Consider the following 14134-nt stretch of genomic DNA (forward strand, 5'->3'; position numbering starts at 1 on the left):
GTCCGGGCACACGGTGACGCCACAGCGTAGGGGTTGGGCGGGCCGGACGGAGACGAGCCGCCGGGACTCAGGAACGCGGGTAGGAGTCCTTCAGGAGAACCTTGGCCGTAGTCGACGACGGCTGCTTCACACAGGTCGAGTCCACGACGTAGACGGTGACCCGGCTGGCATCGTTGGCGTCCGGCAGCACGACGAGGAGAGCGTCCTTGCCCTGGTAGACACCTTCCTCAGCGGCGAGCGCCGCGTCGTCGCGGTTGATGCCCTCCCTGACGCAGTCGGGCACCGTGATCTCACGCAGGATCTTGGGGCTCTCGGTGTCGGAATTGCCTTCCACGCCGAGGCTGCGGTCCGGACCGCGGGAGGTGCCTGGAGAGCTCTCGCTCGCGGCGAGGAGATCGGTGACCTGCTTCTCCAGCTTCGCTGCGGAGAAGGTGTCGGCGGTGGTCTGCCCGCCATCAGCCGATGGACCGGCCCCTCCGCCCCCCATCAGTGAGGTCAGCAGCACGGAGCCGAGTCCGAGAGCGGCAGCTGTGAAGGCGGCACCGAGGACGGCCACCCTGCGGCGCCCGGGCTTCTTGCGGTCCTTGCGGCCGGGACCGGTGGTCGAGGAGCGGGCGTGCCCTGCCGGACGGTGCGCCGCTGCCGATGTTTCACGTGAAACATGCGCGCCGTCGTCCGCACCGGAGATCGCAGCGTGGGTATCACCAGCGAGCGTCGGCGCATCGACGCCATCGGGCGCCGTCGCGTTCAGCAGCGCCTCAGCGGCGAGAGCGGCGTCGATGCGGCCGGCGACATCGGCGGGCATGCGCGCCGGGCCGGGCAGGGTGCCGAGCAGCTCCCGGATCTCCTCAAGCGAGCCGTGGACGTCCGCGCAAAGTTCGCACTGGTCCAGATGACTCCGTACCTCGGTAGTCCTGGCCGGAGGGAGCAGGCCCTCGGTGAGGTCGGAGAGCTCGGTGACGTCCGGGTGCCCGGCCGTGTCCGTCGTGGATGTCACGCTCGCCCACCTCCGCCCTTCACTGCTGCTGAATCACTCGGCCCGCCATCACGCGGATCCTTGGCTTGCGCCGTGTCATGAGGACCCGCTGCCGGTGGGACGGATGCCCCCTCCGTCCGGTTCCGCCTCTGGCCGGAGTCCTTGCCGCCGCGGGCGCTCTCCGGTCGTAGATGCGTGAGGAGAGGCAGGAGTCTGGCTCTGCCGCGCGCACATCGGCTCTTGACCGTCCCGGTCGGCACATCGAGGACCCGGGCAGCCTCCGCGACGGGGTATCCCTGCATGTCCACCAGGACGAGTGCCGCGCGCTGGTCGGGCGGCAGCGTGCCGAGGGCCTCCAGCAACTGGCGATGCAGATCGTTGCGCTCCGCCGGCGCGGATGCCTCCTCGTGAGGCTCCAGCAACTGCTCCAGGCGCTCGGTGTCGTCGACGGGGGAGGTCTTTCGGGAGGCAGCCTTGCGGGCGCGGTCCAGGCAGGCGTTCACGGTGATCCGATGCAGCCACGTCGTGACGGCCGACTGGCCTCTGAAGGTGTGGGCGGCCCGGTAGGCGGACACGAGGGCGTCCTGGACGGCGTCAGCGGCCTCCTCGCGGTCTCCGAGCGTCCGCAGCGCCACCGCCCAGAGCCGATCGCGGTGGCGCCGCACGAGCTCACCGAAGGCATCGGGGTCGCCCTTCACATGGAGGGCCAGGAGATCCTGGTCGCTCACCTCGCGGTGTGCGGTGCCCTCTGCCATCGGACCCCCTCCCCTTGGACGTGGTGAGCTCTAGCCGGTGAACTTCAGGTCGGTGATGGCCTGCTTGAACCCGGAGCCGCTGTACTGGTCACCGTCCGCATGAGGCATGGCGGTGAGCCACACGAGAACGTACTGGGTCTTCACCGACTTGGTGACCTTCACCGTCGCACTGGTGCCGCTTGTCGTGACGGTGCCGATCTTTTCCATCGAGTCCAGCGACGAGGGCGTCAGGGAGTCCGACGCGTAGAGCGCGACGGTCGTGTGGTCGCCGGGATACAGAAGCCCTATCGAAGCGGCCGACACCGACTGAGGCGATCCGAGGTCGTAGACGATGCCCACGCCCGGCTTGAAGGCCGGATTCATCTCCGGACCGTCGACGAAGCTCTTGGTGCGCCAGTACGACGAGCTGTCGCCGTCGTAGGTCTTCCCCACGTCCTCCGGAGCCTGCGCTCCGCCCTTAGCGACGTACTCCTGGGCGTTCTGGATCTTGATCGGACGGACCGGCTTGGTGTTGTCGCCGTTCTTGTCGTTGTCGTCCGTCGTCTGCGTCTGGCTGCCGTCCTCGGGCTTGTTGCCCTGGTCCATGAGCGCGTCAGCGAGCTGCCAGCTGCCGAGACCCAGCGCCGCGATCAGGAGAGCCGACACGGCCCACTTCAGGGCCTTGCCGGTACGGCTCTGCAGCGGGGGCGGCGGGGTCGGTACCGGCTGGGTGGCGCCCGGATGCGACGCCTGGCGGCCATACGTGCCCTGCTGGTACGTCGTGCGCTGATAGTCCGGCGGGGCCGTGAACGAGGGCTCCGGCGGGCGGATGCGGGGCATCTCGCCGATCGCCTTCACCAACTCCTCCGGCGTCGTGCACGCGGATTCGTGGCGGGACGCGGTCGCGCCGTCGTTGACCAGCGCGCGCATGGCGAGCTCGGACAGGCCCCGGTGGACGCCGGCGCGCACCTGGTCGGGGGCGATCAGCCCGATGTCCTTGGGCAGCCCGGACAGCCCGTAGGCGTCGCTCTCGTACGGCCAGCGCTGGGTGAGCGCGGCGTACAGCAGGGCGCCGATCGCCTCCGTGTCGGTGCGCTGCGGGGTGTCGGAGCTGATGCCGCGCAGGGCGGCGTTCACGGCGAGGCCGCGGATGCGCCACTGGCCGGTCGATGCGCGCAGCACGGCGTTCGGGTTCAGGCGCAGATGCGCCAGGCCCTCGCGGTGCGCGGCCGCCATGGCGGCGGACACCTGGGTGACCATCTGGTAGATGTCGTACGGCTCCAGCGGGCCGGAGGCGAGCAACGTGGTCAGTTCGGTGGCGTCGGGGAGCCATTCGTGAACGACGTAGACGAGGTCGTTCTCCTCGACGGCGTCGAGGACCTGGACGAACCGAGGGTCGCCGAGCAGTGCGGAGGAGCGGGCAGCGGCCAGCACGGAACGGGCCCGAGTGTGGTCCGCGGGCAGGATGTGCACGCCGACGGCGCGACGGAGTTTCTCGTCGACCGCACGCCAGCTGCTGAAACCGTCCAGACGGGTGACGCACTCCTCAAGGCGGTAGCGTCTGGCGAGTTTGTGACCGCTGTGCAATTCGGGCGGTGAGGCCTTTTCGGGACCCTCGGTCCCGCCACTCCCCTGTGCCTCGTCGATGTCCGTGTCCCGCTCCCGATTCTTGGCCACCCCGTCGGCCGTGGACTGGTCCGCCTGAGCGGTCAGCGGCTCATCGCCGCTGTTGTCTGCCACGTCGACGGCAGCCGTGCTCCGTTCCGCCACCGTCGTTCCTGCCTCCCCATTCGTTGCGCGCCGTCCGACTCAGTGCGCGCCGTCCAACGCCGAAACCAATTGTGCCCACAGTCCGCCGCTATGCACGACACACGATGGCGGACGATGGTTGTGCGCATACCCAAGGTTCAGCGCCCCAGGCGCCCGCGAACCATGCCGACCAGTGAGTTCAGTTCCTCGATGCGCATCCTGCGGGCGGCTACGAAGAAGATCCCGAGCAGAACGGCTCCGCCGGCCAGCAGGGCGGCGAAGGAGCCGACAACTCCCTGGCCGAGTGTCTGGGCGATCCCGTAGCAGGCCGCACCGCTCAGCAGGGCCGCGGGCACCGAGGCGATGCAGAGTCTGGCGTACGTCCGCATCACGCGGGTGCCGTCGAGGTCGCCGCCCAGCTTCTTGCGCAGCCGGCTCCAGGCGATGCCGACGCCGATCGCGTAGGCCAGGCCGTAGGAGGCGGCCATGCCGACGACGGCCCAGCGGGCCGGGATGACGAAGTAGCAGGCGGCCGAGGCGATGGCGTTGACCGCCGCGACGATCACCGTGTTGTAGAAGGGGGTCCGGGTGTCCTCGTAGGCGTAGAAGGCGCGCAGGACCACGTACTGCACGGAGTACGGGATGAGGCCGAGGCCGAAGGCCATCAGCATGAAGCCCATGTTGGTGGCCTCGCTGGTGCCCGAGGAGCCGAACATCAGCGTGCACATCGGGATGCCCAGGGCCAGGAATCCGAAGGCGATGGGGACGATGGCGACGGCCGTCGTCCGCAGGCCCTGGGAGATGTCGTCCCGGACGGCACCGCTGTCGCCCTCGGCGGCGGAGCGCGAGAGCCGTGGCAGCAGGGCGGCCATCAGCGAGACGGTGATGATGGCCTGCGGCAGGCCCCAGATCAGCTGGGCGTTGGCGTAGGCGGCGAAGCCGGTTCCGTCGACATCGGCGTCGACACCGGCGGCGGTGGACAGCTGGGTGACCACGAGCGCGCCCGCCTGGTTGGCCAGGACGAACAGGATCGTCCACTTCGCGAGCATCGCGGCCTTGCCGAGACCGTGGCCCTTCCAGTCGAAGCGCAGCCGCAGCCGGAAGCCTGTCTCACGCAGGTACGGGATCATCGCCAGGGCCTGGACGACCAGGCCGAGCAGAACACCGATGCCGAGGAGCCGCTGACCCTCCGGCGGGATGTTCGTGACGGACATGCCGGAGTGCTCCGCGGTGCCGTACACCCAGAGGAACATTCCCAGCGTCACGATGATGACGATGTTGTTCAGGACCGGCGTCCACATCATCGCGCCGAACTTGCCGCGGGCGTTGAGGATCTGCCCCATCACCACGTGAACGCCCATGAAGAAGATCGAGGGCAGGAAGTAGCGGGTGAAGGTGATGGCCACCTCGTTGGCGGCGGGATCGTTGGCGACCGGATTGGACAGGGCCCTGACCAGGAGCGGCGCGCCGAACATCGCCAGGGCGGTGAGTGCGGCGAGTGCCACCATCACCAGGGTCAGCAGCCGGTTCGCGTACGCCTCGCCGCCGTCCTCGTCGTCCTTCATCGCGCGCACGAGCTGCGGCACGAAGACGGAGTTGAGGCCGCCGCCGACGGTCAGGATGTAGATCATCGTCGGCAGCTGGTAGGCGACCTGGAACGAGTCGCCGAGCAGGCCGAGACCCAGCGCCGAAACGATCATCATGGACCGGACGAAGCCGGTGAGCCGGGACACCATCGTGCCCGCCGCCATTACGGCGCTCGACTTCAGCAGACCGCCGGCCCGCCCGCCCTTCTTGGCGGCCGGCGCAGGGGCAGGAGCAGGAGCGGGCGCCGGCGCAGCGGCCTCGGCCGTGGCACGCGCCGCAGGCCCCGGGTAAGGGCCCCCGGCAGGCGCCGGGGAAGGCCCCGGGACCGTCGGCGGCTGGTACTGCGGGTGGCCGCCCTGCTGCTGGTCCCGGAAGAGGTGTGCGAAGGCGTCGTGCTCCGGGTGGTTCTCGGTGGAGTGCGTGACGAGGTCGTCGACGCCGACGTACTGGGTCGTACGGGGGTCGTCGCCGTACGGCAGGTACTGGGTCGGGCCCTCCGGCTCGGGCGCCGGGGTCTGCGCCCACACCTGGGGGTCGGGTGCGTACGGCGACTGGGGCGGCTGGGCGTACAGCTGCTGCTGCGGCGGGTACGTGCCCGGCGGGGGCGGCGGATGCGCGGCACGGTCGTACATGGCCTCTGCGACCGGGTCCTGGGACGAGAGGTCCTGGGCCCGGTAGGGGTCCTGGTCGTAGGCGTCCTGGAGGTACATGTCCGCGGGGTGCTGCGGCGGTACCTGGCCGTCCTCGGGCGGCGGGCCCTCGGGGTGCCCCGGGGCGCCCGCGGCCTGGCCGCGGTCACCGTCGTACGGCGCGTTCATGGTTACCCCACCTCATCGTCCCGGGCCCACCGGCCACGACATTGCTCAACGGTCCACTCTCTCACCCGTGCCGGACGGGTCGGCGCTTTCCGCTGCGGTGTCCGGTGTCGGGTCACTCGGCTGCTCCGGGGCCTCTTGCCGGGTGCTCGCGCGGGACTCCTCCTCAAGAAGGTCCTCCTGCGTGAGACGGTCCTCGGGGCCTTCCGGGTTCTCCGGATCGTTGTCCGCCTCGCTCGTCTCCTCGGCACCGTCCTCCTCGGTCGCACGGGCCGCCGCACGCTTGCGCTGCGTGTACATACGGAACCCGGCGAGGACGAGCAGGAGGAAACCGCCGCCGATGACCAGCATCACGGTGGCCGTGAACTCGGTGACCTTCACGTCGAAGGTGACCGGTGCGCCGTACTTCTGGCCGTCCTCCGTGTACAGCTGGGCGACGACCGTGGCCTGGCCGTTGGCCTGAGCGGACGTGGGGAACTTCACCGTCTGGCTGTGCCCGCCGGACACCGCGACGCGCTGCTCGAAGAAGCGCTCCCCGCCGATCTCGAGCCGCCTCGGGCTGCTGGAGGTGAGCCGCAGCACCAGGTGCTCGACGCCCTGCACCAGGTTGTTCTGCACCGTCACCGGGATCGTGGCGCTGCGTCCGGACAGCTTGGTCTCGGACTTGTCGATCAGCGTGACCTGGCCGGCCAGGGAGTCGACGTACGCTTCCACGCCGTTGCGATCATCCGCGGCCTCTGCGGAGCGGCCGCGCCATGACGTGGACATCTCCCGGTTCATGGCCCGCCCGAAGGGGGTCACCACCCGGTCCTGGTTGGTGAGGATCACCTTGAACTTGTCGAGCTTGTCCTGCGTGGTCGCGATCTGTGTGAAGGCCGATCGCGGCAGCTCCTGCTTGCGCAGCGAGGAGGGGTACTTCGACGCCGCCGGCACCTGAGTGGTGGCGGAGGAGTCGGGTTTGGCCGTGGCGGCGGCGGTGAGGTCCTGGGACTGGGACCACGTGCCGTCCTGGAGCGCCGTCACCGCTTCGGCCATCGCGCGGGCCTGGCTCGCGGTCGGCATCCGCTGCGGGGCGACGACGATGTTGCGCTGATTGTCCGTCTGGAGGTTGAGGGCCAGGCTCTGCGCCAGGAACCTCTGCACGGCGAGCGTCGAGCTCGACGCCCTGGTCAGGTTGCCCTGGAACAGCGTCGACATCCGTGCGTCCGTGACGACCGCTGTCGTACCGCCGCCGACGGGGCGGGACGCGGAGGGCGTGTAAGGCAGCCCGGCCGTCTCCGCCAGGCTGTCGCTGCGGGCGATGATCTTGTCCGCGCCGGCGGAAGTGGCGACCTTGACGATGGACGGGTCGACGGCGCCGTTCACGGGCCAGGCGAAGTCGGTGGTCGGCTCCACGTGGAGGATCGAGTCGACGGTGTCGGCGGCGACGTCGGAGGCTTCCTTGAGGTGGCTGAGCGAGCCGGTGACGTTCGTGCCGTTGTGGGCCAGGGAAGCGAGGTCGGGGTCGCCGAAGGGCAGGGCGACGACCTCCTTGTCCTGCACTGCTTCCTGCAGCTCGGCCAGCCACTGCTTGGCGAGCGCCTGGTGAGTGCCCGCGGTTGTCGCGTCACCCTCGCCCTGGACGCGGTAGCTCTCCGTCATCGCGTCCACGGAGGCCAGCAGGTCGGGGTCGATCACCCAGGTGACGTCGAGCTCCTTCCCCAGCGACACGAGTTGTTCGAGGCGGCCGCCGGGAGCGATCTCCTTGGCGAGATCGTCGTCACGGAAGACCGGCGTCTGCGACTCGTCCGACCCCGTCTGAGCCGTCATGTGCGCGGTGGAGGTGAGCGGCCACATGACCGTCGTCCGGGTCTTCGTGTCGGCTTCGTCGGGCTGCCACGGCAGGAACGTCCGCTGGATGCCGAGCACCTGCTCCCACGGCCGCGCGGATGTCTCTCCGGACAGGGAGACGGCGAACTCGTAGACGCCGTCCTCGCCGAGGTCCAGCTTGTCCACCGGCACGGCGATGCTGAAGCGCTGGGACACGCCAGGGGTGAGCCTGGAGAACTCCTTGACGTACTTCCCGCCCACCGGGGCTGCGTCGACGCCGTGCTGGTAGTCGCCGCGCCCGGCGATCCTGTCGATGGCCGAGCGGGTGTTGAGAGCGCCCCCGAGACGCAGGTCCACCTGCGCGTCCGTGACCGCCTGCTTCCCCTTGTTGGTCACCGTGCCGGACACGGTCAGTGTGTCGCCGTCACTGGGGGCAGCGGGGGTGAGCGAGTCCACAGCGACAGCCACCGCGCCCGAGCCGGAAACGGCCTTCACGGAGTCCTGCCCCGCAGCCTGCGTGGGGGCGGCGGTGGGCAGCTGAAGCAGCCCGGCCAGCAGAGGCGCCCCGGCGAGCAGTGCTCCGGTGCGCCGCATCCACCGGCGGGCAGGTGAGGGAGTCATCCCCTGGAAGTCTGCCGCCTCGGCCACGCGCTCGTCCGTCCCTCGTCGTCGTCAGTGGTCGTCGGAATGTGCGTCCACGCATGGTAACGATGCACGCTGAGGGGAAGTGCCGCGGTCTCCTCCACAAGATCGGTTCCCGCCGTCGGCCCTGTCCCGTATGTGCACGTATAAAGAGGAGCGTTTCTTAAGGTCGCAAGGGCGGATCTTGTGAGCGTATCGACGGAGCTGTCTGCGGCCTACGGTGTGCACGTTTAATGGGGGCGCCCACGGTCGGCCGGGCCACGTACCCTCTTCTGTTGTGCCGAACGCCAACGAAGAAAAGCCCAGCGCCCTGAGCCAGGCGCAGCACCGCGCGGTCAGTGAACTGCTGCGGGTTGCCCCTGTCGCCGACGACCTCGCCCGCCGTTTCCAGGAGGCCGGGTTCTCACTCGCCCTGGTCGGCGGATCGGTCCGGGACGCGCTGCTCGGCCGGCTCGGCAACGACCTGGACTTCACGACCGACGCCCGTCCCGAGGACGTGCTGAAGATCGTGCGCCCGTGGGCGGACGCCGTGTGGGAGGTCGGTATCGCTTTCGGCACGGTTGGAGCACAGAAGGACGGCTACCAGATCGAGGTGACCACCTACCGATCGGAGGCTTACGACCGGACCTCCCGCAAGCCGGAGGTCTCGTACGGCGACTCGATCGAGGAGGACCTCGTCCGGCGTGACTTCACCGTGAATGCCATGGCCGTCGCGCTTCCGGAGAAGGAGTTCGTCGACCCGCACGGCGGTCTGGAGGACCTCGCGGAGCGGGTACTGCGCACGCCGGGCACTCCCGAGGCGTCCTTCTCGGACGACCCGCTGCGCATGATGCGGGCGGCACGGTTCGCGGCGCAGCTCGACTTCGAGGTAGCTCCCGAGGTTGTCACGGCCATGCAGGAGATGTCCGGACGGATCGAGATCGTCTCGGCGGAGCGGGTCCGGGACGAGCTGAACAAGTTGATCCTGTCCGCCCACCCGCGCAAGGGGCTGAGGCTCCTGGTGGACACCGGGCTTTCCGACCATGTGCTGCCCGAGCTGCCGGCTCTGCGGCTGGAGAGTGACGAGCACCACCGCCACAAGGACGTGTACGAGCACTCGCTGATCGTCCTGGAGCAGGCGATGGCGCTGGAGGAGAACGGTCCCGACCTGACCCTCCGCCTCGCCGCGCTGCTGCACGACATCGGCAAGCCCCGCACGCGTCGCTTCGAGAAGGACGGCCGGGTCTCGTTCCACCACCACGAGGTGGTCGGCGCGAAGATGACGAAGAAGCGCATGACGGCGCTGAAGTACTCCAACGAGCTGGTGAAGGACGTCTCACGTCTGGTCGAACTCCACCTGCGTTTCCACGGCTACGGCACCGGAGAGTGGACGGACTCCGCCGTCCGCCGCTATGTCCGTGACGCCGGTCCGCTCCTGGACCGCCTCCACAAGCTGACCCGCTCGGACTGCACCACGCGGAACAAGCGCAGGGCGGCTGCACTGTCCCGCGCCTACGACGGCCTGGAGGAGCGAATCGCTCAGCTCCAGGAGCAGGAGGAACTGGACGCCATCCGCCCGGACCTCGACGGCAACCAGATCATGGAGATCCTTGGCGTCGGTCCAGGCCCTGTCATCGGTCGCGCGTACAAGCAGATGCTGGAACTGCGGCTGGAGCACGGTCCGATGGGGCACGACGAGGCCGTGGCTGCACTCAAGGAGTGGTGGGCCGAGCAGGACTGAGGCTATGGAGCCGGGCGATGTTTCACGTGAAACATGACCCGGCTCCATAGCGAGCAGCACGTGCTGAGCGGCGGTGTTTCACGTGAAACACCGCCGCTCAGTAGGTGGAGAGGTCAGATCAGACGTCCGAAAGGCACAGCAGGAAGTTGTCGCCGTCGCCGGTCTGGGCGTAGAAGCTGGTGGCGCCGCTGACCTTGCGGCACTCGGTCTCGGCCGTCAGCGAGGTGTAAGTACCGTCGATCTTCTTGAGCACCTTGGCCTCGGCCTCGGAGGAGGTGCAGTCCACGACCTCCATGCGGTCGTTCGAGGACGACGAGGAGCTTGACTTCAGGCAGTCGCCCACCGCGGCGTTCTCGGCGTCGTCCAGGCTGATTATGTAGCCGACGACGAGCATGATGCCGACGATGGCGACGGCAGCAACGTTCTTGATCGTCTTGAAGCTGAACCGGCGGCCGGGCTGCTGCGGCGGAACCGGCGCATACGGCGCCGCGCCCTGCGGAGGGAACCCCGGCTGCCCCGGCTGCTGCGGGTAGCCGCCCTGGGGCGGGTACGGGGCCTGGCCCTGAGGCTGGCCGTAGGGCTGCTGACCCTGGGCGTACGGGTTCTGGCCCTGGGCGAACGGGTTGCCTTGGGGCGGCGGAGTTGTCACTTGGGGTCCCCCTGGAACATGGGTGCGTGGCGCGAACAATGCGCGTTATAAGACGCACGTAAGTTACCGGGCGCCACTGACAGCCCCGTAGCCGCGGGGGGCTCTGTGTCATTGATGTGACACAGAGCGGTGTTCAAAGCGGGCCATAGCCACTGCAACTGCCGCGTAGACAGCGGCGACTGCGACCACCAGATGTGCCGAGCGGCCGTCCGACGGCAGTACCAGGGCGGCCACTCCGGCCGCACCGACGAACGCGACGTTGAACAGCACGTCGTAGACCGAGAAGATCCGGCCACGGAAGCCGTCCTCGACCGAGGACTGCACGATCGTGTCCGTCGCGATCTTCGCTCCCTGAGTCGTCATGCCGAGGACGAAAGCCGCGACCAGCATGGGAGTTGTGGCGAAGGGCAGGCCGAGCGCGGGCACCAGGAGTGCGGCGACCCCCGCGCACACGGCGATCCAGCGACCGGGACCCAGACGCCCCACCGCCCAGGGGGTTGCCACGGCCGCCGCGAAGAAGCCGGCGCCGGAGATGCCCAACGCCAGCCCCAGCAGGGCGAGTCCGTCATCCGCGTTCGACGAGAAGGCGTACCGGCACAGCATCAGCAGCATGACCAGCAGGGCGCCGTAGCAGAAGCGCATCAGGGTCATCGTGAGCAGAGCCCAGACGGCCTCCCGGCGCGGCGGAGCGGCGAGATGGCGTACGCCCGCCGCCAGGTCGCGCGCGGTGCCGGCCAGGGCCGTCGCTATGCGTGGCTGCACCAACTCACGATCGGGGCCGAGCAGTTCCCGTGACATACGCAGGGCCGCCAGTCCCGCGCACAAGTACAGGGCGGCGCCCAGAAGCACCACGGCCGCATCGGAGTCCCAGGCCACCAGCCGTACGACGAAGGCCAGACCGGCCCCCGCCGTCGCGGCGAGTGTTCCGGCGGTCGGGGAAAGGGAGTTGGCGATCACCAGGCGCTCTTCGTCGACCACACGCGGCAGTGCGGCGGACAGGCCGGACAGGACGAAGCGGTTGACGGCGGTGACGCACAGGGCCGAGACGTAGAAGAGCCAGTCCGGTACGTCGGTGATGATCAGGACGGCCGTCGCCGAGGCCAGCACGGTGCGCAGCAGGCTGCCGTACAGAAGAACCTGGCGGCGGCGCCAGCGGTCCAGGAGGACGCCGGAGAAGGGGCCCACCAGGGAGTACGGCAGGAGCAGGACGGCCATCGCGGAGGCGATCGCGGTGGCGGACGTCTGTTTCTCCGGGGAGAAGACCACGTACGTGGCGAGCGCGGTCTGGTAGACGCCGTCGGCGCCCTGCGAGAGCAGGCGTACGACGAGCAGGCGCCGGAAGTTCCCGAAGCGCAACAGGACCCGCAGGTCGCGTACCACGGACATGGGGCACAGCCTCACATACGGGGAGGGTCCCCGGGCGGTACAACCCGGGGACCCTCGGCAGCTCTGGCAGGAGCGTTCAACTGCGGCGCCGCGGTGCTTGGCGCACGGCTGGGTCTCGCTAGCGCTCGACCTCGCCCTTGATGAACTTCTCGACGTTCTCGCGGGCCACGTCGTCGAAGAACTGCACCGGCGGGGACTTCATGAAGTAGCTCGACGCCGAGAGGATCGGGCCGCCGATGCCGCGGTCCTTGGCGATCTTCGCGGCGCGCAGGGCGTCGATGATGACGCCGGCGGAGTTCGGGGAGTCCCAGACCTCGAGCTTGTACTCCAGGTTCAGCGGAACGTCACCGAAGGCGCGGCCCTCGAGGCGGACATAAGCCCACTTGCGGTCGTCGAGCCACGCCACGTAGTCCGACGGGCCGATGTGGACGTTCTTCTCGCCGAGCTCACGGTCGGGGATCTGCGAGGTGACGGCCTGCGTCTTGGAGATCTTCTTGGACTCCAGGCGCTCGCGCTCGAGCATGTTCTTGAAGTCCATGTTGCCGCCGACGTTCAGCTGCATCGTGCGGTCCAGGATGACGCCGCGGTCCTCGAAGAGCTTCGCCATGACGCGGTGCGTGATGGTGGCACCGACCTGGGACTTGATGTCGTCGCCGACGATCGGGACGCCCGCCTCGGTGAACTTGTCCGCCCACTCCTTCGTACCGGCAATGAAGACCGGCAGGGCGTTGACGAAGGCGACCTTGGCGTCGATGGCGCACTGGGCGTAGAACTTCGCCGCGTCCTCGGAGCCGACGGGCAGGTAGCAGACGAGGACGTCGACCTGCTTGTCCTTGAGGACCTGGACGATGTCGACCGGGGCCTCGGCGGACTCCTCGATGGTCTCGCGGTAGTACTTGCCGAGACCGTCGAGGGTGTGGCCGCGCTGGACGGTCACGCCGGAGCGGGGCACGTCGCAGATCTTGATGGTGTTGTTCTCGCTGGCGCCGATGGCGTCCGTGAGGTCGAGGCCGACCTTCTTCGCGTCGACATCGAAGGCGGCGACGAACTCGACGTCACGGACGTGGTATTCGCCGAACTGCACGTGCATCAGGCCGGGGACCTTGGACGCCGGGTCGGCGTCCTTGTAGTACTCGACTCCCTGAACCAGCGACGCGGCGCAGTTGCCCACGCCGACGACGGCTACGCGAACCGAACCCATTCCGGTTGCTCCCTGTGTGTACGAGTGAGGCCCTGACTGGGCTCTCACGTGGCGGTGTCGCCGGGCGAATCCGTCCTGGGGGTGTCCCCGGGACGGGGCAGATCGCCCGGCTCTCCAGTTGTGGTGTCCTGCTGAGCGGACCCCCCGGAAGCGGAACCCTTCAGGTCCCGCCCGGCCCGCTCGCTCTCGATGAGCTCGTTCAGCCAGCGCACTTCGCGCTCCACGGACTCCATCCCGTGGCGCTGGAGCTCAAGCGTGTAGTCGTCGAGGCGCTCCCGCGTGCGTGACAGGGAGGCGCGCATCTTCTCCAGACGCTCCTCCAGCCGGCTGCGTCGGCCCTCCAGCACGCGCATGCGCACGTCCTGCGGTGTGCGTCCGAAGAAGGCAAATCGGGCAGCGAAGTGCTCGTCCTCGTACGCGTCGGGGCCGGTCTGCGAGAGCAGTTCCTCGAAGTGCTCCTTACCTTCCGCCGTCAACCGGTAGACGATTTTTGCGCGACGCCCGGCGAGTGGTGCGGCAAGGGCGTCCTCGGCGGTGTGCCCCGGTTCCTCGATCAACCAGCCGTTGGCGACCAGCGTCTTGAGGCAGGGGTAGAGCGTGCCGTAGCTGAACGCGCGGAACACGCCCAGTGACGTATTGAGTCGTTTGCGCAGCTCGTAGCCGTGCATGGGGGACTCGCGGAGCAGTCCGAGGACGGCGAACTCGAGGATCCCGGACCGTCGGCTCATCCCCTCGCCTCCTCGTCATATCTCGCGCTGATGTATCGACTCGATACATCTAGACGATAGAACGGCCTTCCGGGCGCGACAAGTGGGGGAACGGTGAACGGGATCACATCAACGATTCATGTGGAGCGAGTTGCCTGA

10 protein-coding genes are annotated in these 14134 nt (G+C 68.8%); 1 reads left to right on the forward strand and 9 read right to left on the reverse strand.

Features of this window, described 5'->3' with window-relative positions; all coding sequences use genetic code 11:
* Positions 1–67 precede the first annotated feature (67 nt).
* The 5 genes from OG331_RS25630 to OG331_RS25650 all read right to left on the reverse strand — a co-directional run bounded on the left by OG331_RS25630 (position 68) and on the right by OG331_RS25650 (position 8318).
* The gene (locus OG331_RS25630) at positions 68–997 is read right to left on the reverse strand and encodes an anti-sigma factor family protein (protein ID WP_406200229.1); all 930 of its coding nucleotides are present in this window, start codon (positions 995–997) and stop codon (positions 68–70) included.
* Entirely contained in the window at positions 994–1731 is a 738-nt protein-coding gene (gene sigM, locus OG331_RS25635; protein WP_406200231.1) for an RNA polymerase sigma factor SigM, read from the reverse strand. Before sigM ends, OG331_RS25630 begins: the two co-directional genes overlap by 4 nt.
* 30 nt (positions 1732–1761) lie before the next feature.
* Positions 1762–3480 carry a protein kinase family protein gene (locus OG331_RS25640; RefSeq protein ID WP_406200234.1) on the reverse strand — a complete coding sequence of 573 codons (1719 nt, stop codon included), beginning with the start codon at positions 3478–3480 and terminating at the stop codon, positions 1762–1764.
* Positions 3481–3617: 137 nt separating this feature from the next.
* Entirely contained in the window at positions 3618–5864 is a 2247-nt protein-coding gene (murJ, locus tag OG331_RS25645; protein WP_406200237.1) for a murein biosynthesis integral membrane protein MurJ, read from the reverse strand.
* Between the two features lie 45 nt (positions 5865–5909).
* Complete coding sequence (locus OG331_RS25650; RefSeq protein WP_406200239.1) at positions 5910–8318, reverse strand: DUF6049 family protein; 2409 nt, start codon at positions 8316–8318, stop codon at positions 5910–5912.
* A gap of 271 nt (positions 8319–8589) precedes the next feature.
* Here OG331_RS25650 and OG331_RS25655 point away from each other — a divergent pair, with 271 nt between their 5' ends.
* The gene (locus tag OG331_RS25655) at positions 8590–10032 is read left to right on the forward strand and encodes a CCA tRNA nucleotidyltransferase (RefSeq protein WP_406200242.1); all 1443 of its coding nucleotides are present in this window, start codon (positions 8590–8592) and stop codon (positions 10030–10032) included.
* Positions 10033–10150: 118 nt separating this feature from the next.
* On the opposite strand, the gene OG331_RS25660 is transcribed toward OG331_RS25655, so the two are convergent.
* The 4 genes from OG331_RS25660 to OG331_RS25675 form a co-directional block, all read right to left on the reverse strand.
* Positions 10151–10681 (reverse strand): hypothetical protein, encoded by a 531-nt coding sequence (locus tag OG331_RS25660; RefSeq protein WP_328880538.1) that lies wholly within the window; start codon positions 10679–10681, stop codon positions 10151–10153.
* Positions 10682–10789: 108 nt separating this feature from the next.
* The gene (locus OG331_RS25665) at positions 10790–12067 is read right to left on the reverse strand and encodes an MFS transporter (RefSeq protein WP_406200246.1); all 1278 of its coding nucleotides are present in this window, start codon (positions 12065–12067) and stop codon (positions 10790–10792) included.
* Between the two features lie 118 nt (positions 12068–12185).
* Positions 12186–13268: an inositol-3-phosphate synthase gene (locus OG331_RS25670; RefSeq protein WP_406200248.1), complete on the reverse strand. Its 1083-nt coding sequence runs from the start codon at positions 13266–13268 to the stop codon at positions 12186–12188.
* A gap of 44 nt (positions 13269–13312) precedes the next feature.
* Positions 13313–13996, reverse strand: coding sequence for a PadR family transcriptional regulator (locus tag OG331_RS25675; protein WP_406200250.1), 684 nt, complete (start codon positions 13994–13996; stop codon positions 13313–13315).
* Positions 13997–14134: the final 138 nt, after the last annotated feature.

It is taken from the genome of Streptomyces sp. NBC_01017, assembly GCF_045162795.1.
Lineage (GTDB): Bacteria > Actinomycetota > Actinomycetes > Streptomycetales > Streptomycetaceae > Streptomyces > Streptomyces machairae.